Origin of the sequence: Rhizobium sp. SEMIA4064 (genome assembly GCF_003025035.1) — a bacterium.
GTDB classification, from domain to species: domain Bacteria; phylum Pseudomonadota; class Alphaproteobacteria; order Rhizobiales; family Rhizobiaceae; genus Rhizobium; species Rhizobium paranaense.
Genome location: NZ_PYJN01000005.1, coordinates 64388 through 85661, shown reverse-complemented (window position 1 = coordinate 85661; position 21274 = coordinate 64388). Strand labels below are relative to the sequence as shown.

General features: G+C 62.2%; 19 protein-coding genes and 1 pseudogene. 14 read left to right on the top strand and 6 right to left on the bottom strand.

What is annotated here, in order from left to right:
* Positions 1 to 102 precede the first annotated feature (102 nt).
* From C9E91_RS02170 to C9E91_RS02150, 5 genes are all read left to right on the top strand, one after another.
* Entirely contained in the window at positions 103 to 1392 is a 1290-nt protein-coding gene (locus C9E91_RS02170) for an RsmB/NOP family class I SAM-dependent RNA methyltransferase (protein ID WP_107106733.1), read from the top strand.
* Between the two features lie 224 nt (positions 1393 to 1616).
* Positions 1617 to 2903, top strand: coding sequence for an imelysin family protein (locus C9E91_RS02165; RefSeq protein WP_107106732.1), 1287 nt, complete (start codon positions 1617 to 1619; stop codon positions 2901 to 2903).
* Between the two features lie 45 nt (positions 2904 to 2948).
* Positions 2949 to 4508: a di-heme oxidoreductase family protein gene (locus C9E91_RS02160; RefSeq protein WP_107106731.1), complete on the top strand. Its 1560-nt coding sequence runs from the start codon at positions 2949 to 2951 to the stop codon at positions 4506 to 4508.
* Complete coding sequence (locus tag C9E91_RS02155; protein ID WP_107106730.1) at positions 4508 to 5617, top strand: imelysin family protein; 1110 nt, start codon at positions 4508 to 4510, stop codon at positions 5615 to 5617. The genes C9E91_RS02160 and C9E91_RS02155 overlap by 1 nt, the downstream gene beginning before the upstream one ends.
* A gap of 4 nt (positions 5618 to 5621) precedes the next feature.
* A complete protein-coding gene (locus C9E91_RS02150; protein ID WP_107106729.1) occupies positions 5622 to 6707 on the top strand; it encodes a DUF1513 domain-containing protein in 1086 nt (361 codons plus the stop codon).
* Between the two features lie 12 nt (positions 6708 to 6719).
* On the opposite strand, the gene C9E91_RS02145 is transcribed toward C9E91_RS02150, so the two are convergent.
* Entirely contained in the window at positions 6720 to 7400 is a 681-nt protein-coding gene (locus C9E91_RS02145) for a GntR family transcriptional regulator (RefSeq protein ID WP_107106728.1), read from the bottom strand.
* A gap of 325 nt (positions 7401 to 7725) precedes the next feature.
* Between C9E91_RS02145 and C9E91_RS02140 the strand changes: the two genes are divergently transcribed.
* On the top strand, positions 7726 to 8523 hold the full coding sequence (locus tag C9E91_RS02140) for an alpha/beta fold hydrolase (RefSeq protein ID WP_107106727.1): 798 nt from the start codon (positions 7726 to 7728) through the stop codon (positions 8521 to 8523).
* A 15-nt stretch (positions 8524 to 8538) separates the two neighbouring features.
* Here the strand turns inward: C9E91_RS02140 and C9E91_RS02135 are convergent, their stop codons facing one another.
* Positions 8539 to 9615 carry a DUF2252 family protein gene (locus tag C9E91_RS02135; RefSeq protein ID WP_107107029.1) on the bottom strand — a complete coding sequence of 359 codons (1077 nt, stop codon included), beginning with the start codon at positions 9613 to 9615 and terminating at the stop codon, positions 8539 to 8541.
* A 161-nt stretch (positions 9616 to 9776) separates the two neighbouring features.
* Between C9E91_RS02135 and C9E91_RS02130 the strand changes: the two genes are divergently transcribed.
* From C9E91_RS02130 to guaA, 3 genes are all read left to right on the top strand, one after another.
* A complete protein-coding gene (locus C9E91_RS02130; protein WP_107106726.1) occupies positions 9777 to 10226 on the top strand; it encodes a PaaI family thioesterase in 450 nt (149 codons plus the stop codon).
* Positions 10223 to 10864: a 5'-methylthioadenosine/S-adenosylhomocysteine nucleosidase gene (locus C9E91_RS02125; RefSeq protein ID WP_107106725.1), complete on the top strand. Its 642-nt coding sequence runs from the start codon at positions 10223 to 10225 to the stop codon at positions 10862 to 10864. Before C9E91_RS02130 ends, C9E91_RS02125 begins: the two co-directional genes overlap by 4 nt.
* 94 nt (positions 10865 to 10958) lie before the next feature.
* Positions 10959 to 12521 carry a glutamine-hydrolyzing GMP synthase gene (gene guaA / locus C9E91_RS02120; RefSeq protein ID WP_107106724.1) on the top strand — a complete coding sequence of 521 codons (1563 nt, stop codon included), beginning with the start codon at positions 10959 to 10961 and terminating at the stop codon, positions 12519 to 12521.
* Positions 12522 to 12666: 145 nt separating this feature from the next.
* Here guaA and C9E91_RS02115 read toward each other — a convergent pair whose 3' ends face one another.
* A complete protein-coding gene (locus C9E91_RS02115; RefSeq protein ID WP_107107028.1) occupies positions 12667 to 13314 on the bottom strand; it encodes a TetR/AcrR family transcriptional regulator in 648 nt (215 codons plus the stop codon).
* A 91-nt stretch (positions 13315 to 13405) separates the two neighbouring features.
* Here C9E91_RS02115 and C9E91_RS19695 point away from each other — a divergent pair, with 91 nt between their 5' ends.
* The 3 genes and pseudogenes from C9E91_RS19695 (at position 13406) to C9E91_RS02105 (ending at position 15512) form a co-directional block, all read left to right on the top strand.
* Positions 13406 to 13603: a hypothetical protein gene (locus C9E91_RS19695; protein ID WP_181315990.1), complete on the top strand. Its 198-nt coding sequence runs from the start codon at positions 13406 to 13408 to the stop codon at positions 13601 to 13603.
* Positions 13596 to 14489, top strand: a complete 894-nt coding sequence (locus C9E91_RS02110) for an NAD(P)/FAD-dependent oxidoreductase (RefSeq protein ID WP_107106723.1) — start codon at positions 13596 to 13598, stop codon at positions 14487 to 14489. Before C9E91_RS19695 ends, C9E91_RS02110 begins: the two co-directional genes overlap by 8 nt.
* 160 nt (positions 14490 to 14649) lie before the next feature.
* Positions 14650 to 15512 (top strand): annotated as a pseudogene (locus C9E91_RS02105) (class I SAM-dependent methyltransferase).
* A gap of 520 nt (positions 15513 to 16032) precedes the next feature.
* Here C9E91_RS02105 and C9E91_RS02095 read toward each other — a convergent pair.
* Complete coding sequence (locus C9E91_RS02095; RefSeq protein WP_107107027.1) at positions 16033 to 16965, bottom strand: RNA polymerase sigma factor; 933 nt, start codon at positions 16963 to 16965, stop codon at positions 16033 to 16035.
* A gap of 46 nt (positions 16966 to 17011) precedes the next feature.
* Positions 17012 to 17944, bottom strand: coding sequence for an alpha/beta hydrolase (locus C9E91_RS02090; protein WP_107106721.1), 933 nt, complete (start codon positions 17942 to 17944; stop codon positions 17012 to 17014).
* Between the two features lie 223 nt (positions 17945 to 18167).
* On the opposite strand from C9E91_RS02090, the gene C9E91_RS02085 reads away from it, so the two are divergent.
* Together C9E91_RS02085 and C9E91_RS02080 are read left to right on the top strand one after the other, a co-directional pair.
* A complete protein-coding gene (locus tag C9E91_RS02085) occupies positions 18168 to 19187 on the top strand; it encodes a patatin-like phospholipase family protein (protein ID WP_107106720.1) in 1020 nt (339 codons plus the stop codon).
* Positions 19188 to 19190: 3 nt separating this feature from the next.
* On the top strand, positions 19191 to 20645 hold the full coding sequence (locus tag C9E91_RS02080; RefSeq protein ID WP_107106719.1) for a GntP family permease: 1455 nt from the start codon (positions 19191 to 19193) through the stop codon (positions 20643 to 20645).
* Between the two features lie 140 nt (positions 20646 to 20785).
* Here C9E91_RS02080 and C9E91_RS02075 read toward each other — a convergent pair whose 3' ends face one another.
* Positions 20786 to 21226, bottom strand: a complete 441-nt coding sequence (locus C9E91_RS02075; RefSeq protein WP_107107026.1) for a lipid-binding SYLF domain-containing protein — start codon at positions 21224 to 21226, stop codon at positions 20786 to 20788.
* Positions 21227 to 21274: the final 48 nt, after the last annotated feature.

Genomic DNA, 21274 nt, shown 5'->3' with positions numbered 1-21274 from the left:
TTTCGTGCGGATTGATGAGGTGTCAGTGACACTTTAGTGGGCGCATGAGCCTTTCCGGCAACCCACGTGATTTCGGACCATGCGCAAGCAGGAGAATAGTAAATGCGTCTGGGCGGCCGGCTGCAGGGGGCCATCGAAGTTCTTGCCGATATCGAAGCGCGCAAGCGACCGGTGGCTGATGCCCTGAAGGATTGGGGACTGGCCCATCGCTTCGCCGGCTCCGGCGACCGCGCCGCAATCGGCAATATCGTCTACGACGCTCTGCGCATGCGGCTATCCCATGCTTGGCTGATGGGTGACGACAGCCCTTCCGCTCTTGCCCATGCCGTGCTCTTTCGCCAATGGGGCTTAACGCCCGAAAAGCTGGCCGCCGAATTTGAAGGCGACAAATTTGCGCCCGAGCCGCCAAGCGCCGAGGCGCTGGCAGCCTTTGCCACACGCAAGATCGAGGATGCGCCTCGCCATATCCAGGGCGACATTCCGGAATGGGTAGAGCATTCCTTTCAACAGGCATTCGGCGATAGCTGGCTTGCAGAAGCGCAGGCCTTGGCCGAGCGGCCGACGCTCGATCTGCGCGCCAACGCGCTGAAGGCCAGCCGCGACAAGGCCGTGAAGGCACTGGAACGCGCAGGAGCCCATGCTTCGAAGATCGCCCGTTACGGCATCCGCATTCCTGCCGGCGAAGGCGCATCACGCCTGCCGAATGTTACCGCCGAACTTTCTTTCCAAAAGGGCTGGTTCGAGGTGCAGGATGAAGGATCGCAGATCGTTGCCGATCTCGTTTTGCCTGAAGAAGGCGACCAGGTGCTCGACTATTGCGCCGGCGGCGGCGGCAAGACGCTCGCCATGTCGGCAGCAATGCACAATAAGGGCCAGGTCCATGCCTATGATTCCGATCGGCGGCGGCTGGCGCCGATCATCGAGCGCTTGAAGCGCGCCGGCACGCGCAATGTTCAGGTTCATGACGAAAGAAACGGCCTGCTTCCGCTGCGCGGCAGATTCGACAAGGTGCTGGTCGATGCGCCCTGCACCGGCACCGGCACGTGGCGCCGCCGCCCCGATACGAAATGGCGGCTGACGCAAAAGAACCTCGACGAGCGCACCAGCCAGCAGCAGGAAGCGCTGGCTCAGGCTGGCGAATTCGTGCGCCCCGGCGGCATGCTGCTCTATGTCACCTGCTCGGTCCTGCCGGAAGAAAATGAAACGCAGGTCAACCGCTTTGCAGCCAACAATCCGGACTTCGAAGTGGTCGAAGCGCTGAGTTCCTGGGAGAAGCTGTTCGGCGGCGATGCGCCGAAGCCGCGCTCATCGGACGGCAAGACCATCACCCTGACTCCGGCATCGACCGATACCGACGGCTTCTTCTTCTGCCGGCTGCACCGGAAGGGATAGGCTGAGCTCACTCTGCCCGCGGCGAGTGCTTTCGCGCGGGCGGAACGAGATTGTGCGACATCAGCCGCTTTTTCCAGCGAATCCACTCCTTTCCCGATACTGAAACCGATAATTTCCCGCTTTATAATCATTCCAAACTAGAGTGTTTGACACCAGTTTGTTTTTAATACATGAGACAATTTGCCAAGTTTCTGGCGGCGCCCCCGCCGTCACAGGAGAGGATCATGAAACTGAAAATCAATTTTGGCGCCGCCCTGGCGCTGGCCGTCGCCTCGACCGCCATGTCCATCCTTCCGGCGCTTGCGGCCGCGCCCGAGCCGGCCGCCATCATCAAGCATTACGCCGAAGTGGGCCATGCCAAGTATCAGGACGCGCTGACCACGGCGCAGGCGCTGGACAAGGCGATCGACGCATTGCTTGCCAATCCCAGCGACAAGACGCTGAAGGCTGCCCAGGCTGCCTGGATCAAGGCGCGCGTTCCCTACGAGCAGACGGAAGTCTACCGTTTCGGCAATCCCATCGTCGACGATTGGGAAGGTGCAGTGAATTCGTGGCCGCTCGACGAAGGCCTCATCGACTATGTCGACGCCTCCTACGGCACCGAGAGCGATGAGAACTCGCTTTATGTCGCCAATGTCATCGCCAACAAGACGATCAAGATCAACGGCAAGGATGTCGACGCTTCGCATCTGACGCCGGAATTCCTCTCCGGCACGCTGCAACAGGCCGGCGGCGTCGAAGCCAATGTCGCGACCGGCTACCATGCCATCGAATTCCTGCTCTGGGGCCAGGATCTGCACGGCACCGGTCCGGGTGCCGGCGAACGTCCCGCCACCGACTACGACCTGAAGAATTGCACGCACGGCAATTGCGACCGCCGCGCCGAATATCTGAAATCGGCCTCGACCCTGCTCGTCTCCGCCATGCAGGAAATGACCAATGACTGGGCGCCGGATGGTGAAGCCACCAAGCATATCGAAGCCGATCCGAAGGCTGGCCTCGCCGCCATCCTGACCGGCATGGGCTCGCTCTCCTATGGCGAACTCGCCGGCGAGCGCATGAAGCTCGGCCTGCTGCTGCACGATCCCGAGCAAGAGCATGATTGCTTCTCCGACAACACCTACAACTCCCACAACAATGCCGCCATCGGCATCGCTGCGGCCTATAACGGCAATTACACGCGCGTCGACGGCACCAAGATGAAGGGTCCGTCGCTGCACGATCTCGTCGCCGCCAAGGACAAGGCGCTGGACAAGGAGATGGAAGGCAAACTGAACGCGACGCTCGATGCCATGAAGGCCATGGTTCATCGCGGCGAGACGGTCGAGAAGTACGACCAGATGATCGCCGAAGGCAACACCGTCGGCAACGCCACCGTCCAGAAGGCGATCGACGGCCTACTCGATCAGACGAAGAGCATCCAGCGCGTCGTCGCCGACCTCGATCTCGGCACGATCAAGCTTGAAGGCTCGGACAGCCTGGATAATCCTAACGCCGTCTTCAAGAAGTAATAAAGGAGGGCGGCGGCATCCGATGATGCTGCCGCTCTGATCCAGATGATCCGCATTCCGGTTGTCAGCGCATTCTTGCCCGCTCTCGCAGCGGGCTTTCTGGCTTTTGCCGTCACGCTGGCGGCAGCCGATGTTCTGAATTTCCCGACCGTCCGCACCGATCTCTCGGCCGACACCCTGAAGAGGGTTCAGGACGTCACCCGTCCGACCGCGGATTTTTCCAAGGCCGAGCCCTATGAGGCGATGGAGAGCGGCGCGACGACCTCGATCGCGCCCGTCGGCCGCAACATCTTTTCGCAGCCTTCCGCCAATCTGGGCCTGGAGCGTCAAGAGAATTTCCATCTCGGCAATGCGCTGTTTCGCCAGCTCTGGGTCTCTTCGCCCTCTTCCACGCAGGCGACAGACGGGCTGGGGCCATTGTTCAACGCCCGCTCCTGTCAAAGCTGTCATGTCAGGGATGGCCGTGGCCATCCGCCGGAGGCGGCGGGAGCCCCTGCCACTTCGATGGTTCTGCGGCTGGCGCGACCGGCGATTACGCCGGAAGAGGAACAGGCCCTGAAGGATTTCAAGGCGCTGAACTTTCCGGATTCGACCTATGGCGCGCAGTTGCAGGACCTCGCCGTGCCCGGCCTCGCCGCAGAGGGGAAGGTGGCCGTCACCTATACCGAGGAAATGGTGACACTGGCGGGCGGCGAAACCGTTTCGCTGCGCAAGCCGCATTATGCCGTGACCAGCCTCGCCTACGGTCCGCTCGGCGAGACAACGACGATCTCACCGCGTGTTGCCCCCGCGATGATCGGTCTCGGCCTGATCGAAGCCATTCCCGATACGGATATCCTCGCGCATGCCGATCCCGAGGATAAAGATGGCAACGGCATTCGCGGCCGCGCCGCTGTGGTCCGCGACCACCGCACCGGCCAGCTCGTGCTCGGCCGCTTCGGCTGGAGGGCGCAAAATGCTAGCGTGCATGATCAGGTGGCGGACGCCTTCCTCAACGATATCGGCATTTCCACGCCCGACCAGCCGAACGCCCACGGCGACTGCACGGCTAAGGAAGCCCATTGCCTTGCCATGCCGACCGGTGTGCAAAAGCGTCTCGGCGATACGGAAGCACCGGGGCCGATCCTCGATCTCGTCACCTTCTATTCCGAGAACCTCGCCGTGCCCGCGCGCCGCAAGGCAAGCTTTCCCGACGTGCTGCACGGCAAGCAACTCTTTTATCAATCCGGCTGCGCCGCCTGTCATACGCCGAAATTCGTCACCCGTGACGATCTCAAGGGCAGCGACGGCAAGCCTACGGCGCAGGCCTTCCAGCTCATCTGGCCCTATACCGATTTCCTGCTACACGACATGGGCGACGGGCTTTCCGATGGCCAGCAGGTCGGTGTGGCATCCGGACGCGATTGGCGCACACCGCCACTCTGGGGTATAGGCCTGACGCAAACGGTCAGCGGCCAGCAAGCCTACCTGCATGACGGCCGCGCCCGCACACTCACCGAAGCCATCCTCTGGCATGGAGGAGAGGCAGAAAAGGCCCGCAATACGTTCGCAAACCTGCCGCAGAGCGACAGGCAAGCGCTTATCAATTTTCTGGAGTCCCTCTGATGCGCTATTGGAAGCCTTTCGCGGCCGGCCTTTTCCTCAGCCTTGCGGCACTGCCCGCCAGCGCCCAGGACGCGACGGCGAATGGCGCCGGGCTGAACGAGTCAGCCGTGCCGGCAGTACTGCAGAAGGCTATCGATGACGTCATCCGCCCCGGATACCGGGCCGTGCATGACAGCGCCTCGAAGCTGACCACGGCGATGAAAGCACTCTGCGCCGATCCTTCCGCCGCAAGCCTCGCCAGCGCGCAATCCGCCTTCGGCGACACGGTCAAAAGCTGGTCGCGCATCGAGATCGTGCAGACCGGGCCGGTCCTCGAAAAGAACCGTTTCGAACACATCCTCTTCTATCCCGATCGCAAGGGCGTCGGCCTTCGGCAAGTGCAGGCGCTGATCGCCAAGGCCGATGAGCAGGACACTACGGTCGAGGCGGTCGCCGGCAAGAGCGTGGCGCTGATGAGCCTGACGGCGCTGGAATATGTGCTCTATGGCAACGGCTCCATTGTTCTCAGCACCGAAAAGCAAGGTTTTCGCTGCCGCTATGGCGCGGCCGTCGCCGGCAATATCGAAAACACGGCCAAGGATATCGCCGACGAGTGGGACGACCCGAACGGCGTGCAGAAGTCCTGGAAGAATCCCGGCAAGACCAGCGACGACTTCATGGACAACAAGGAAGCTGTGACGGCACTGCTCGGCATCCTCGTGCACGGTGCGGGAAATGTCAGGGATCAGCGGCTCGAGACCTTCTACAAGGGCGATCCCGCTACGGCGCGGCCGAAAATGGCGATCTATTGGCGTTCCGGCGACACCTGGGCCTCGCTGTCCGGCAATCTCGAAGGGCTGAAAACGCTCTGGGAAAAAGCCAGCATGGCCAACCTTCTGCCCGCCGACAAGCGCGATATCGCCGACAAGATCGACGGTCTGCTGAAGGAACTGACCCTGACCGCGCCGACGGTCAATCCCGATATCGAAGCAGCGCTCGGAAACGATACCGAGCGCGCTAAGATCGACAAGCTGCTGAATGTCAGCCGCGACCTCACCACCGCTTTCAGCGACAATTACGGCGGCGCGATTGGCCTTTCCGCCGGTTTCTCCTTCGCTGACGGGGATTGATGGCATGCGCAGCGCGCTGATCGACCGCAGGGCCTTCGTGAAAGCGGCGGGGCTGACTTTCCTGGCTGCCTTGAAACCGGGTGCGCTGATGGCGCTGGAACAGGCTGACGCGGTCTATGCCTCCGGCATCCGTACGTCAGACGGTTCCTTCGCCGTGGCGACGGTCACCGAGCGCGGCCAGATCCTCGATCAGGTGGCGCTGCCGGCCCGTGCCCACGGCATGGCCTTTTCGAAGGCAACCGGCAAGACCGTCGCCTTCGCCCGCCGCCCCGGCACTTATGCGATGATCTTCGATCCCTGGAACAAGGGAGAGCCAATCGTCATCACTGCGCACGAGGGCCGGCATTTCTATGGTCATGGCACGTTTTCCCCTGACGGAAAGCTGCTTTACGCCAGCGAGAACGACTTCGACAACAACAGGGGCATGATCGGCATCTACGACGCCCGCAATCGCTTCGCGCGCATCGGCGAATACGAAACCTACGGCACCGGCCCGCATGACATGACCGTTTCCGACGACGGGAGGCTGTTGATCGTCGCCAATGGCGGCATCGAGACCCATCCTGATTTCGGCCGAACCAAGCTCAACCTCGATCACATGGAGCCGTCGCTGACGCTGATCGAGGCAGCAAGCGGCCGGCTGATCGAAAAGCACGCCCTGCCGCCGCAATATGCCCAGGTCTCCACCCGCCATGTCGACATCGACGCGCAAGGCCGGATCTGGTTCGCCTGCCAATATGAAGGCCATCGCAGCGACCTGCCGCCGCTCGTCGGCCATTTCTCCAAGGGAGAGGACCTGACCTTCATCTCCTTGCCCGACGACACCACCCGCGCCCTCGGCAACTACGTCGGCGCCATCGCCGTCAACCGCGCCGAAAACCTTGTCGGCGTCACCTCACCGGTCCAAGGCACGTCGGTGACGCTCGATGCGAAGACCGGGGCGGTGTTGAAGGTGGAAAGCATCGCCGATGCAGCCGGCATCGCGCCGGCGCAGCATGGCTTTGCCGTTTCCTCCTATGACGGCGCTTTCCTCGGCGAGCACAGCGATGTCGCCTGGGATCAGCACATCGTGCGCATCGCCCGCGCCTGATCTGGGCGCTGCCTAAGCCAGCTTGTTGGCTTCGATGAAGCGCCGCAATGTCGTCGCCGCATTCAGCATATGTGCCCGCATACGGCGCGACGCCAGTTCCCCGTCACCCTCTGCGATTGCCTGCATAATGGCTTCATGCTCCGCCCTGGATCGATCGAGGCGCTGTTCCTGTTGCAATTGCGCGCGGCGGAAGGCCATCAGACGATTGTGTATCGCGATCGCCTGTTCGGCGAGGAAGCTGTTGTGGGTCGCGTGATAGATCGCCTCGTGGAACGCACGGTTGAACGTGTCATAGGCGTCAAAATCGCCTTTTTTCACGATAGCTTCGGATGAATCGTGCAGTTCGATCAGGTGGCTGCGCTCCAAGGGCGTCATGCGATAGGTGGCGAGCCTCACGCACATTGCCTCGATTTCGGCTACCGTCTCGAACATGTCCATGATGCGTTCGGGTGTCATGCGGGCGACGACCACCCCGCGCCGCGCTCGCATTTCCACCAGACCGTTCGCTGCCAGTTGCCTCAATGCCTCGCGAACCGGGGTACGCGAGGCGCCGAAGCGATCGGCAAGCTGCTGTTCGTCCAGTGCGGCGCCTGCCTCAAGCTTACCGGCGGCGATCTCATCCGCTAGCGCGTTGCGGATGCGATCGGACAACAACTCGCGATCCTCTATCGTATCATCCGATTCATCAGTCATTCCTCATTCTCCCTTGTCGCTTGTATGCAAAGATGCTTCGACCGCCTCATCTTGCATGCAAATACTCGATCACGCAACCGTTACGCATCCAATTATTGACTGATATCGCATTTAAGAATACAAGAATGCTCAACGGGCTTGCTTTTGCATACACAAAGCAGCCTCGATACCCAGCCGGAATGCAAGACGGGGCGCATTCGATCGGTGTGTTTGGGCAGATGCCGCTCCCAGAAGTACGAAACCCGCAAGAAGCTCACCGCTCCGATATCCGGCGCGGACGGCTTTCTGTCGCCCATTTATCCTCTACGCCATAAGGATCACGATGATGATGATGACCAGACGGAATTTCTCGACCGCGCTCATTGCCGGCGCCGCCGCTTCCTTAGTCTCCTCACGCGGCACGGCCGCCAGCAGCCCAACCTCAAGCCCGGTGACGCCGGCGCCATCGAAGGCCCGCAACGTCGTCCTTGTACACGGGCTCTTCGCAGACGGCTCCTGCTGGACGGAAGTCATCGCGCGGCTGCAGGCCAAAGGGCTGAATTGCACGGCCGTACAAAATCCATTGACGACGCTTCCCGAAGCGGTCGCATCGGCACAGCGCGTTCTCGATCGCCAGGATGGCCCGACTGTCCTTGTTGGCCATTCCTTCTCCGGCATGATCGTGACGGAAGCCGGTGTGCATCCGAAGGTCTCTTCTCTGGTCTATGTCGCAGCCCGCGCACCGGATGCAGGCGAAGACTATACGGCACTCGCCAAGACATATCCGACGCCTCCGGCATCGGCAGGCATCGTCTTCGACGGCGATGAAGGGCGGTTGACTGAGGAAGCTTTCCTGCGGGATTTCGCCGGCGATCTGCCCAGGGCCAAGGCAGAGGTGCTTTATGCCGTGCAGCAGCCCTTCCATACGGCGTTGCTGACCGGCAAGACCAGCCAAGCCGCCTGGCGCACCAAGCCGAGCTGGTACGCGGTCTCCACCGAAGACAGGACGATCAATCCGGATCTGGAACGCTTCATGGCAAAACGCATGGGCGCCAAGACCATCGAGGTGAAGGCCAGCCATCTCGCGCTGATCTCGCATCCCGATACGATCGCCCATATGATCCTGGAAGCCGCCGGGTATTGACCGGTTTTTGCCGGTCTAACCCTTCGCCGCGAACTCCGCCTGCTCCATGCCGATCGCAACAGCCGCCGCCTTGGCGGAGTTCCTCAGCCAGTCCACCTCCCTCTTGTCGAGGTCAGCCAAAATCCCCGGAATGCGGGAGGCGTCATCGGCATGGCAATTGGCGATCTCGAAGCCCATCAGGTCGAGCATGGCCGGCGACAGCAGGATTTGTGCATCACCCTCGACCTCGATTTTACGGCTGTTCGGCGAGAGGCGACGGACCAGCAGCTTGTCGACCACCTGATAGCGCGGATCGGGAGAGCGGGCGCGGCCGGAGGCAATGACCGCCGTATGGATCGTCGTGTCCGATGGGTTGTGTCGAAGCGACCAGGCGGATTGGGCAAGTGCCTTGACCTCGCGGAGAACCGGCCCGCCGCGCCATTCGACATCAGCGATAAAGCGTGGGCGGCCGAGGCTGCCGGTGCCGGCCGTGCGCGGCTTAGCGACAAACGGAAGTTTCTCATCCGGCAGCGATTGCCGCAGCACGTCAAGATAAGGCGTGGGTACCGGTTTGGCCGGGGGCGGCAGATCGCGATATTTGTCCCAGAATTCCTTGCGCTCGGCATTCGAGAGGATGACGTCGTTGCGCAGCCACTTGTAATCCCGCTCCAGAATGACCGGTGACGGCGCGTTCAATCCGCGGCGATAACCACCGAGGATGGCTTCGGCGATGGCGCGCGGCGTTGGCGCTGTGGTGCCCCGTGCAAGGATCGCGCTCGTTGCCAGGCGCACGAGGTCCAGCGCATAGGGCATGACAGCCGCATCGTCGAAATCGTTGGCACCCCAGACCAACCGCCCCTCTTCATCGCGCCAAGTGCCGAAATTCTCCAGATGCGTATCGCCGATCGCCAGCACCTGCGGTGCGCTCGCGAGATCGGGACACATATCGAAGATGGTCTCGGCCCAGCGCCAATAGGTGGCGCGCAGGAAGACGAAACCGCCGCTCTTCATCTTCTTGTATTTCTTTTGGAGATCGGCCTCGACAAGATCGGCGCCCAATTGCGCCCGCATCCAGGTTTCAAAGGCCTTGGTCGATTGCAGGATCGTCGTCATCTCGGGTTCCATCTCGAATCTGTTGATGGCCATATCGAATACCCACCATCATGGGAAAAAAATGTCGATGGCGCGTCATTCTTCAAAAGGCGAATTCTACCGCAGTACCCTTGTCCAAACCGCCTCTCCATGCCAATTTCGCACCCGCGAAAGGGAATGGGATGACTGGAGAAAGCAGCGGCGACTTTCGGGCGCGCATTCGGACGAGTTTCGAGCGACAGGCGGCGATGGCGACCATCGGCGCAGAACTGACGCGCGTCGAGCATGGCACGGTCGAGATCGAGCTGCCGTTCGACGTCAAGCTGACGCAGCAACACGGCATCCTGCACGCAGGCATCATCGCCGCCGCGCTGGATTCGGCCTGCGGATTTGCGGCCTACAGCGTCATCGATCCCACGGCATCTATTCTCACGATCGAATTCAAGATCAATCTGATGTCACCGGGACGCGGCGAGCGCTTTCTGTTCCGCGGCGATGTTACCAAGCCCGGCACCACCATCATTGTCGCCGATGGGCGAGGCTATGCCATAGGCGACGGGCCTGCCAAGCTGATTGCCTCCATGACCGGGACGATGATGGTCATCCGAGGCCGAGAGGGAATTACCGGATGAAATTCGAACTGAAACGCGTGTCGGGAAAATCGATCCTGTTCGTCATGGCGGCAGAGGCAGAATACGGCCCGTTCCTCCGCTCCCGCATCGATCCGCTGATGACCGGCGTCGGCCCGGTCGAGGCGGCCATTGTCATGACGCGGGCGCTCGCTCAGCTCGAAGCACAGGACGATCTGCCGGACATGGTGGTTTCGCTGGGTTCGGCCGGCTCGGCGAAGCTGGAACAGACCGAGGTCTACCAGGTCACCTCCGTTTCCTATCGCGACATGGACGCTTCGCCGCTCGGCTTCGAGAAGGGCCGCACGCCATTCCTCGACCTGCCCGCAGCGATCGAGATGCCGCTGCGCATTCCCGCCATTCCGGAAGCGAGCCTCTCGACCGGCGGCAATGTCATCTCCGGCGCGGAAGCCTATGGCCGGATCGCCGCCGACATGGTGGATATGGAAACCTTCTCCGTGCTGCGTGTCTGCCAGATCTACGACCGGCCGCTGATCGGACTGCGCGGCATTTCCGATGGCGTGGTCGAGCTGCAGCACATTTCCGGCTGGACCGAATATCTGCATGTCATCGACCGCAAGCTCTCCTATGCCGTCGACGCGCTGTTCACGGCACTGGAAGACGGCGTTTTCTGGTTCTGAGCGGCGCAACGGCTGATACAATGGGGACAATAAAATCGGCACCGGCTTGATTTGCCGGATTGCCAGGGAAAGCGCTTTTCATTAAAGGCTCGCCATGACCCAGACAGCACATCCAGACACCGTTCTCATCGTCGATTTTGGCAGCCAGGTGACCCAGCTCATCGCACGGCGTGTGCGCGAAGCGGGCGTCTATTGCGAGATCGTCCCCTTCCAATCCGCCGAAGCCGGCTTCAAGCGGCTGCAGCCGAAAGCCGTGATCCTGTCCGGCAGCCCGGCCTCGACCGTGGATGAAGGCTCACCGCGGGCACCGCAGATCATCTTCGACAGCGGCATCCCGGTCTTCGGTATCTGCTACGGCCAGCAGACCATGTGCATGCAGCTCGGCGGCAAGGTGGAAAGCGGCCATCACCGCGAATTCGGCCGCGCCTTCCTGGAAGTCAACAAGGATTGCGCCCTCTTCGAAGGCCTGTGGTCGAATGGTTCGCGCCATCAGGTGTGGATGAGCCACGGCGATCGCGTCACCGCGCTGCCGGAAGGCTTCGAAGTCGTCGCCACCTCCTCGAACGCGCCCTATGCCTTCATCGCCAACGAGAAGCGCAAATATTACGGCGTGCAGTTCCATCCGGAAGTGGTGCATACACCTGACGGCGCCAAGCTGATCAGCAACTTCATCCACAATATTGCAGGGATCAAGGGCGACTGGTCGATGTCGGCCTATCGCGCCAAGGCGGTGCAAGCGATCCGTGAACAGGTCGGCGACAAGCGCGTCATCTGCGCGCTCTCCGGCGGCGTCGATTCCTCCGTCGCGGCACTGCTGATCCACGAGGCGGTCGGCGACCAGCTCACCTGCATCCTCGTTGACCACGGTTTGATGCGCAAGGATGAGGCCGCGAACGTCGTTGCGATGTTCCGCGAGCACTACAATCTGCATCTGTTGCATGTGGACGCTTCCGACCGTTTCATCGGCGAGCTCGAGGGCGTCAGCGACCCAGAAACCAAGCGCAAGATCATCGGCCGCCTCTTCATCGAAACCTTCGAGGAAGAAGCCAAGAAGCTCGGCGGCGCCGATTTCCTCGGCCAGGGCACGCTCTATCCCGATGTCATCGAGAGCGTTTCCTTCACCGGCGGCCCCTCGGTCACCATCAAGTCGCACCACAATGTCGGCGGCTTGCCGGAGCGCATGAAGATGCAGCTCGTCGAGCCGCTGCGCGAACTCTTCAAGGATGAAGTGCGCGTGCTCGGCAAGGAGCTCGGCCTGCCCGACAGCTTCATCGGCCGCCACCCCTTCCCCGGCCCCGGCCTCGCCATCCGCTGCCCCGGCGGCATCACCCGCGAGAAGCTGGAGATCCTGCGCGAAGCCGATGCCATCTATCTCGATGAAATCCGCAAGGCTGGCCTCTATGACGCCATCTGGCAGGCCTTCGCCGTGCTTCTGCCGGTTCAGACTGTCGGCGTCATGGGCGACGGCCGCACCTACGAATTCGTCTGCGCGCTCCGCGCAGTCACCTCCGTCGATGGCATGACCGCGGATTTCTATCACTACGACATGGAATTCCTCGGCCGCGCCGCAACCCGCATCATCAACGAAGTCCGCGGCATCAACCGCGTGGTCTACGACGTCACGTCGAAGCCGCCCGGCACGATCGAGTGGGAGTGAGGGGGAACGGCGGTGATCGCGCAGTCTAAGCGCCAATTTTCGCTGCCGTCCCTGTTTCATCCATTTGGGCGGCGCTTGAATGGTGCCTCCCAAAAAAGCGGGTATTATTGGTTGCTCACCGCCCTCCTTCGCGGCCTCGTCTAGGCTATCCGCCCGCGTGGTCGTTGCCACCGTGCGCGGCAATGAACATGGCGACGGCCGACCGGCAATAGGATTCGATCTCATTATCATCCTCCGCTCTCGCCTCATCGAAGCGTGCGATAATCAGGAGATCGGAGCCTTTGAAAAGCGCGGCAAACAAGCGGGCGGACCGGAGAGGATCGGGCACGTTCAGAGCCCCCTTCGCGTGCAATTGACGCAACAGGGCCTCGATTTGGGCGATGATATGGGCGGGGCCGGCTTCGTAATGGAGCTTGCTCAACGACTTTTGACTCGCGACGTCGGCCATGACCATGGCTTCGACACTGCGCACGTCCGGGCGCAACAGCGTGCGAAGCAGCGATGATCCCACCGCCATGAGCTGATCTTCGGCCGAACCGGCGACGCCTTCAAAAAGGGCCTGTGGTATTAACTGCTGGCAGCGGGCCGCAAACGCCGCGCCAAACAGCGCCTCCTTGTTCTCGAAGTGCCTGTAAATGCTGAGCTTGGATATCTTCGCTCGCTGGGCGACCTTGTCCAAGGTCGTCGCTTGAAAACCCAATTCCGCAAAGAGTTCGCCCGCGGCGTCGACGATCGTTTGGCCAAGCGCCTCGTTGGCGGGCCGGCCGCGCCGGCCCTGGCTATTTTCGGTCACGTACAATTCCAGTCCTTGACAGTATCCTAATTCCTGAATTATGATACCATATAGTATCCAAAATGTGCAAGCCATTGGGTAGGTTTCAATCATGTCCTCCAAATCCGGGCCGCCCGGCGATATTGAATGCGGCATCATCCGGTCGGTCAACACAGTGATGGGCGACTTTCTCGCCGATGCCGAAGCCCTGCTCGCTGCCCGTCTGGAGCGCGTATCGCTGGACGATATTGCGCGCCAGGTCCAACCCAACCACCTCCATCTACAACACGGAGCCCATGACCATGGATGACGTCATCATCATCGGCGGCAGCTTTGCCGGTCTCGCCGCCGCCCTGCAGCTCGGCCGTGCCCGCCGCAAGGTCACCGTTCTCGATACCGGCCTGCCGCGCAATCGTTTCGCCGGCCACTCGCATGGTCTGCTCGGCCACGATCACAAGCCGCCGCTGGACATCCTGGCCGAGGCGCGGCAGCAACTGGCGCGTTATCCCACGGTCAATTTGGTCAATGCCCGGGCCGACAGCGTGTCCGGCGGCATCGACGATTTCTCCGTCCTCATTGGCAATGGCGAAAGCCTTGGGGCGCGTCGCCTGATCCTGAGCTATGGCATCGTCGACCAGATGCCTGATGTGCCGGGCTTTGCCGAAGGCTGGGGCACGTCCATCGTGCCCTGTCCCTATTGCGACGGCTTTGAAGTCGCCGGCCAGCATTGGGGCCTCGTCTGGTCCGGCCGGCAGTCGCACAATCAGGCCAGACTGTTCCACGACTGGACCGACAGGTTGACGCTCTTTGCCGATGGTCACGACATCCCGCCCGATATCCGGGCCGATCTGGCGCGCCGCAACATACCTGTCGTCGATGGCCGGATCGCCGGGATCGCCCATCACGGGGGCCATAACGCCACCGTCAAGCTCGATACCGGCCCCGATGTCGCGGTCGACATCCTGTTTGCGCATCCGCGCAACAAGCCGTCCGCAAGCCTGCATGAATCACTGGGCCTCGCCACGGTCGATACGCCCCTCGGCATCGTCCTCAAGGTCGACGAGCGCCGCGAAACCAGCATGCCCGGCATCTACGCCGCCGGCGACCTCGCCAACCCCGGCATGCCCTCGGTCACCACGGCATCATGGCAAGGCGCGATGGCGGGCATCTCCGCCCAGCAGTCGATGCTGGTTTAAGAGCAGGGCTTCCCTTTTCCGGTTGCCGCAGGCGCGGTTGTCCTTCCAAGTCCGGCGCTAGGCGGCACCGGCGCCTTATCGCTGGCGGGCGCAGGATCGCTGGAGACGATGCCCGCTTTGGCATCGGATAGCTTAGAGCGCATCAGAACAAGGATATGTCATGGCACAGTACAATGCCGATCAGGTCGCCGATTGGAATGACCAAAACGGGGAGCGCTGGGTCGCGCACCAGGCCCGGCTCGACGCCATGCTGGCGGTGTTCGGCCAGGCCGCAATCGAAGCCGCCGCGCCCGCGGCGGGCGAGCGCGCGCTGGACGTCGGCTGCGGCGCGGGCGCGTCTAGTCTGGCACTGGCCGCCCGCGTCGGCCCGGGGGGCCAAGTGCTGGGTGTGGACATATCCGAACCGCTGATCGGCCGGGCACGCGCGCTTGCGCCACAGGATACGCCGGCCCTGTTCCAGGTGGCCGACACCGGCAGCGCCGAGCTGCCCGAAGGCACGTTCGACATCCTGTTCTCGCGTTTCGGGGTGATGTTCTTCGACGATCCGATAGGGGCGTTCGCGCATATGCGCCGCGCTCTCCAGCCGGGCGGGAGGGTCGCTTTCGTCTGCTGGCGCGGCGCGGCCGAGAACGATTGGATGCGCCTGCCGATGGGCGCGATCAAGGGCATCGTCCCGCCGACGGCGGCGCCCGATCCCGAAGCACCCGGCCCGTTCTCGTTCGGCGACCGGGGGCGGGTGGCGCGCATCCTGACGGCGGCCGGCTTCACCGATATCGCTATCGCGCCCTTCGATGCTTCCGTCCCGTTTGGCGAGGGCGCGACGCGGGACGCGGCGATCGACGACGCGGTGGAGATGACGCTCGAGGTCGGCCGCTGTCGCGCGCGCTCGCTAATCAGCCCGACGACATCCGCGCCCGCGTCTCGGCCGCGGTTCGTGCCGCCTTCGCGGACCTCCCCGGCGAGCGGTCGGTGATGATCGACGGCGCGGCATGGATCGTCACCGCGCGCAATCCCACAAGCTGACAGGGACTACCAGCGGAGACGCCCCGCTCGGTGGATGGGGCGTCTTTGGCTGGTCAGCCGTCTCGAAGGGGCAGTTGAGCAAAACGATTCCTAGGCTCAGGCCGGTTCGCAAAGGAGGTGACGGTACTTTCTTCGTTCGCTGTAAAACCCACGTGAGTTGCCCAAAATGGGTCCGGAAAGGCGATCGACTTCGATAGATACCGAAACCGCACAAAAAATTTCGGGCTATTTTTCCCTTTAAAATCAAGACCGTAATGTTTTGACGGCCTATGGGGCGGCTTCTTGCGCGGCAACGAATTAAAAACCTAGCTATATCAATGATCTAACTAGATTTAGAGCAATCGAGTGGGAGTGAGGGGTGTGGGCAGCGACGCGAAGAACTCGGCGGCGTAGCGAAGTGCGTCCTTGCGAACTTGATGGCGGTGCTCATCGTCGACCTCCGCCAGGGCATGGCCATGTTTCGTCAAGGACTTCGAGGCCATTATCGCTACCACCGAGACTTTCCTCCGCGCCGCCTCCGTCATCCTCCTCCCAAGGCGACCGACTCGGTCATGAGTTTTAAGTCGGACTCCGAGCTGTCTCCAATGACCCACGGGCAGGCATAATAGTCTTCGATGCGGTCGATAACACCGTCGGCGACATGGACACGAACCGGCCACGCGACCTGCCACTGGACGCCTCGCTGGAAGAGCACGAGTAGGATGGGCTCCCCGTCGATCTCCCCGAACTCCATGGTCCACGTTTCTGGATTTCGCTCGTATTCGAAGAAATAGGGAGAGCTTCTGAGCAGGCCGTCAAAGCAGTCGGCGACCCGCAACCGAGCATCGGCGCTGGTAAGGCCCCGCACGCCATCCCAGTCATGGCGGTTGAAGAGGTCAACATAGCGCTGCAAGAGTCGCGCGGTGTCGGGATCAAGCGGAGGACGGCTCGGTTCGCCGATAGGTCCAGCGGGCAAGTCGGCGAGCTTCGCCCGTCCACGGGAGAGCGCGGATTTAACGCCGCCAACCGTCGAGTCCACGAGTTCTGCGGTCTCTTCCAGCGAATAGTCGAATACATCCTTTAGGAGGACGCAGGCGCGCTCCTTGGGAGGCAGGCTGCCAACCAGCCGTTCGATGGCGCGACGTGCATCGGTCGTCGCCGGCTCCGCAGTGACGACCCCGATGTCGTCCGAATAGGCGCCCTCCGCGTGCTCGCGCGCTTCGCGGCGCCTTAGAAAATCTATGCAGCGATTGTGAGCGATGCGAAATAGCCAGGGTTTCAGCCTGTGGGCGTCATCGAGGGTCTCGATCTTCGTGTAGGCCTCGAATAGCACCTCCTGCATGAGATCCTCACCGTCGAGCCGTGAGCCGGTCATGCGGGCGCAGTAGCGATGCAGTTGGGCTCGGACGTCTGACACCGTCTGGAGGAAGGCTCGATACCGCGCGTCGAATAGGCCAGTCGGTCGCTCAGTCATGTTCTTCACCTGCCACATCTTGCATCATTAAGGACATGGGTGCCCGTCATGCGACTACCTGACTTTCACCGCGGGTTGACGCGGTTCCGGTCAGGCCGAGCTTCGGCCGGACCCACTGCGCAAACCGCTCGATCGCCTCATCGGCTTCAGGCGCACGACCAGCCATCATCTGGAACGAATGCAGCATCCCCGGAAACACGTCCAGGCGCACCTCGACGCCGGCGGCCTTCGCGCGGTCGGCGAGCACCCGGCTGTCGTCGAGCAGCGTTTCGTCTCCGCCCACTTGCAGATTGATCGGCGGCAGGCCCGTGAGATCGGCGAAGATCGGGCTCGCGAATGGATTTCGGGCATCGGCCTCTCCGAGAACCAGCGACGCCAGCATATCTACCGACGCCTTCTGGAAGAAGGCATCCTTCGCGCGGTTAGTTTCGTAGGAAGCCCCACTCGCCGATAGATCATGCCATCCGGAAATACTGAGGAGCGCAGCTGGCAGCGGACGTCCCGCATCGCGGAGTTTGATCGCCGCTGCAACGATCAGACCCGCGCCAGCAGAGTCGCCCGCGCCAATTGTATGATCCGTCGCGATGCCCTGCTCGGCCAGCCACTCGAACGCGTTCACGGCCTGCTCGATCTGGCGCGGGAACTTGCTCTGAAACGCGTAGTCGTAAGTGGCGAGCAGAGCGTAACAGCCAATCGCCTTGGTAAGGTGTCCGACCATCTTGCGATGGGTCCAGATCGATCCGCCAACATAGCCACCGCCGTGCAGGTAAAGCATGACCCGATCTTTGGCCGCCAGTTTTGGCTGAACCCACAGCGCGGTCTTATCGCCGAGGTTCGTCTCGACGTAATCGACGCCGCCCGGTTCTGTCGTCAAAACAGACCACTCGGAGGCGTCCTGCGGCGATTCTCGACCGCTACGCCAAGCCTCCGCGAGCGTTTCGTAGTGTATCTTGTTTGCCAAGCTCTGCTTGCTATTCATTGTCACGCTCCAATTCGTCAGGAGGGCGATGTTGCCCGTCAACAGCTAAGACGAACGATCGCGCCGAAAGGATACGTCGCCTATGCTTCCGCCGGAACTGCCGCAAATGAGTTTCATCTCGCCTGCCTAATGCAACGAGAGGATGACGAGTACGCAATTGTGCGGTATTGTGCGGCGCACAACCACGGCGGTGGCAAAGGCCGATGCCGGCAAAGGGGAGACAATGCAGCGAGACCCACTGCACATCGATCTTGCCCTTCAGGGTGGCGGTGCCCATGGGGCTTTTTCCTGGGGCGTTCTCGATCGGCTTCTGGAAGAGCCACGGCTGCGAATCGAGGGAATTTCCGGCACTTCGGCCGGAGCGATGAACGCGGCCGTCTTGGCGCACGGCTATACCGTCAATGGCGTGGCAGGCGCCCGCGAGGCCCTAACGGAATTCTGGCGCAAGGTATCGGGGGCGGCGCGCTTCAGTCCCTTCCAGCGCGGTCCCCTCGATGTCCTGCTGGGCCGCTGGTCGCTCGATCACTCGCCGATGTTCGTGGCGATGGACATGATGGCGCGTCTGTTCTCGCCCTACGACCTCAACCCTGCCAGTGCCAACCCGCTCTCCGCGATATTGGCGGAAAGCGTCGATTTCGACCGGCTCTCGGCCAGCCCGATCAAGTTGTTCGTCACGGCGACGAATGTCCGCACCGGCCGCGGTCGGGTCTTCCGTAACAGCGAATTGACACCGGACGTCCTGCTTGCCTCCGCATGCCTGCCGACGCTGTTTCAAGCGGTCGAGATCGATGGCGAAGCCTATTGGGACGGTGGCTACGCCGGCAATCCGACGATCACGCCGCTGGTTCGCGAATGCACGTCTCAAGATACGATCCTCGTGCAGATCAACCCGGTTGAAAGGCCGGGCACGCCCCGCTCCGCGCGCGAGATCCTCAATCGTATCAACGAAGTCTCCTTCAATGCGGTCCTCCTGAAGGAACTGAAAATGATCGCACTGCTTCGGAAGGTGGCTCAGGTGGGGGATGACGAGGGCGAGCGCTGGGCGTCGATGCGCATTCACCGGGTCGTCAGCGACATGATGTCCGGCCTCGGTTCTTCCTCGAAGCTCAATGCGGAATGGGAGTTCCTGACCATGCTGCATGACTGGGGACGCAAGTCCGCCGACGCCTTCCTCGATGCCCATGGCGACGATCTCGGCCGCCGCTCCTCGCTCGATCTCGATATCCTGCTGGAAGAGGGCTGACGGATGGGGCTGTTCGGCATTCTGATCGGCCTCGGGCTGCTGGTCTGGCTTGCCTTCCGGGGCTGGAGCGTGCTGCTGCTGGCGCCGCTCGGCGCCATCGTTGCAGCGCTCTTTGCCGGGGAACCGGTGCTGGCGCACTGGACGCAGACCTTCATGAGCAGCGCTGCGAGTTTCCTCGCCCAGTTCTTTCCGTTGTTCCTGCTTGGCGCACTTTTCGGCAAGTTGATGGAGGACAGCGGTTCGATAGCGGCAATCGCCGATTTTATGATGCGGCGACTGGGAAAGGGTCATGCCATCCTCGCCGTCGTCATTGCCGGAGCGCTGATCACCTATGGCGGGGTCAGCCTCTTCGTCGCCTTCTTCGTGCTGGCGCCGATGGCGCAGGAGTTGTTCCGGTCATCAGGCATTCCCAGGCGGCTGATGCCGGCTGCGATCGTGCTCGGAACGTCCACCTTCACTATGTCGGCTTTGCCGGGAACGCCATCGATTCAAAATGCCATCCCTATGCCGTTCTTCGGGACGACGCCGTTTGCAGCGCCCGGACTGGGCATCATTGCTTCTGCCATCATGCTTGCCTTTGGTCTATGGTGGCTGCGTCGCGCCGAGGCGGCCGCGCGAAGATCCGGCGAAGAGTTCGGCGAGGGCATGCCGGCGACATCAGACCATCTCACTTCCGACGACCGGCTGCGCGAACGCGCCACGGCCGGCAGGGAATTCGATCCGGCCGAGATCGCGCATGGCCGCCATGCCGAGACGACGCCGCCAATCTGGGTTGCGGCGCTGCCGCTTGTTATAGTTGTCCTTGTGAATCTCAGCATGACGCTGCTGATCCTGCCGGCGCTTGATCTCGGCTTCCTTTCGGAGGATCGATGGGGCGGGATCTCCCGCTCCTCGGTCAGCGGCGTATGGGCCGTTGTCACGGCGCTGGCCGCCGCGGTCGCAACTGTCGTCGCGCTGAATTTCCGGAGATTGCCGACCTTGCGCGAGACGATGGACGCGGGCGCCAACGCGTCCGTCCTTCCGGCGGTCGCCGTCGCCAGCCTGGTTGGCTTTGGAGCGGTCGTCGCGGCGATGCACGCCTTCGGGATCGTGCGCGACTGGGTGCTCGGCATCGGCGGGGGACCGCTCGTTTCGATCGCGGTGGCCACAAATATCCTGGCAGCGCTCACGGGTTCTGCTTCCGGCGGTCTCACGATCGCCCTCGATGCGCTTGGCAGCACCTACCTGATGCGAGCGCAGGAAACAGGCCTCGACCCGGCACTTTTGCACCGCGTCGCGGTCATCGGGGCTGGAACGCTGGATAGCCTGCCGCACAATGGCGCGGTCGTCACCCTGCTTGCCGTCTGCGGGTCAACCCACGGAGAAAGCTACCGCGACATCGTCATGGTCGGCATCATCGGCGCGATCCTGGCGCTCATTGCCGTCATCATGCTGGGGAGCATTCTCGGCTCGTTCTGACATATTCACGCGTTGGAGCGCGGCGCGTCTAACCTATGAACAATCGAATGGAATAGAGGGCGAACGGCAATCCCCGGGGTCGTTTTCCCGGAGAGGCCCGATCGCTGAACTAGCAAATCGGACCCTCCAAGGTAATGCCCTTACCTCATCGAGATGCTCATGCCGCTGATATCGGCGTTGACTTGCAAGCCGACCTGCCGGCCTGTGAGTTCGAGCTGGGCGCCCTTGTCATTGGTCATGACGATTATCTGGGCGCCTTTGCCGACCGCACCGCCACCGCCCGCTGCACCATACACTCCGGCCACATCATGGGCGCGGCGAATGTGGCGCACGGTACCACTGAAATAGGTCTTGGAAGCCCCGAAGGCGAGGCCGCCCGAGATGCCGCCGATCGAGATCGGATAGTGGCGACCGTGGAAGGTCAGCGTACCCTCGCCTCCGGAGCCACCGACGAAGAAGGCCGCCTTGTAAACGGCGAAGCGGATCGTCCCGCTGTCGGCATGGGCGGCGCTGGCAAAGCTAATTCCCGCGGCGGCGATGGCTGCAACCGCGACTGAACGAAAACCGGACGAAATCTTCATCATGATGAGATGTTCCTCAAGAGCGCCGCTTACCCAGCCGGCCGGGCA

Excerpts from the sequence above, each read along its gene's own strand:
- C9E91_RS02170 (WP_107106733.1), top strand. The coding sequence starts at position 103 with ATGCGTCTGGGCGGCCGGCTGCAGGGGGCCATCGAAGTTCTTGCCGAT.
- C9E91_RS02165 (WP_107106732.1), top strand. The coding sequence starts at position 1,617 with ATGAAACTGAAAATCAATTTTGGCGCCGCCCTGGCGCTGGCCGTCGCC.
- C9E91_RS02160 (WP_107106731.1), top strand. The coding sequence starts at position 2,949 with ATGATCCGCATTCCGGTTGTCAGCGCATTCTTGCCCGCTCTCGCAGCG.
- C9E91_RS02155 (WP_107106730.1), top strand. The coding sequence starts at position 4,508 with ATGCGCTATTGGAAGCCTTTCGCGGCCGGCCTTTTCCTCAGCCTTGCG.
- C9E91_RS02150 (WP_107106729.1), top strand. The coding sequence starts at position 5,622 with ATGCGCAGCGCGCTGATCGACCGCAGGGCCTTCGTGAAAGCGGCGGGG.
- C9E91_RS02145 (WP_107106728.1), bottom strand. The coding sequence starts at position 7,400 with ATGACTGATGAATCGGATGATACGATAGAGGATCGCGAGTTGTTGTCC.
- C9E91_RS02140 (WP_107106727.1), top strand. The coding sequence starts at position 7,726 with ATGATGATGACCAGACGGAATTTCTCGACCGCGCTCATTGCCGGCGCC.
- C9E91_RS02135 (WP_107107029.1), bottom strand. The coding sequence starts at position 9,615 with ATGACGACGATCCTGCAATCGACCAAGGCCTTTGAAACCTGGATGCGG.
- C9E91_RS02130 (WP_107106726.1), top strand. The coding sequence starts at position 9,777 with ATGACTGGAGAAAGCAGCGGCGACTTTCGGGCGCGCATTCGGACGAGT.
- C9E91_RS02125 (WP_107106725.1), top strand. The coding sequence starts at position 10,223 with ATGAAATTCGAACTGAAACGCGTGTCGGGAAAATCGATCCTGTTCGTC.
- guaA (WP_107106724.1), top strand. The coding sequence starts at position 10,959 with ATGACCCAGACAGCACATCCAGACACCGTTCTCATCGTCGATTTTGGC.
- C9E91_RS19695 (WP_181315990.1), top strand. The coding sequence starts at position 13,406 with ATGTCCTCCAAATCCGGGCCGCCCGGCGATATTGAATGCGGCATCATC.
- C9E91_RS02110 (WP_107106723.1), top strand. The coding sequence starts at position 13,596 with ATGGATGACGTCATCATCATCGGCGGCAGCTTTGCCGGTCTCGCCGCC.
- C9E91_RS02095 (WP_107107027.1), bottom strand. The coding sequence starts at position 16,965 with ATGACTGAGCGACCGACTGGCCTATTCGACGCGCGGTATCGAGCCTTC.
- C9E91_RS02090 (WP_107106721.1), bottom strand. The coding sequence starts at position 17,944 with ATGAATAGCAAGCAGAGCTTGGCAAACAAGATACACTACGAAACGCTC.
- C9E91_RS02085 (WP_107106720.1), top strand. The coding sequence starts at position 18,168 with ATGCAGCGAGACCCACTGCACATCGATCTTGCCCTTCAGGGTGGCGGT.
- C9E91_RS02080 (WP_107106719.1), top strand. The coding sequence starts at position 19,191 with ATGGGGCTGTTCGGCATTCTGATCGGCCTCGGGCTGCTGGTCTGGCTT.
- C9E91_RS02075 (WP_107107026.1), bottom strand. The coding sequence starts at position 21,226 with ATGAAGATTTCGTCCGGTTTTCGTTCAGTCGCGGTTGCAGCCATCGCC.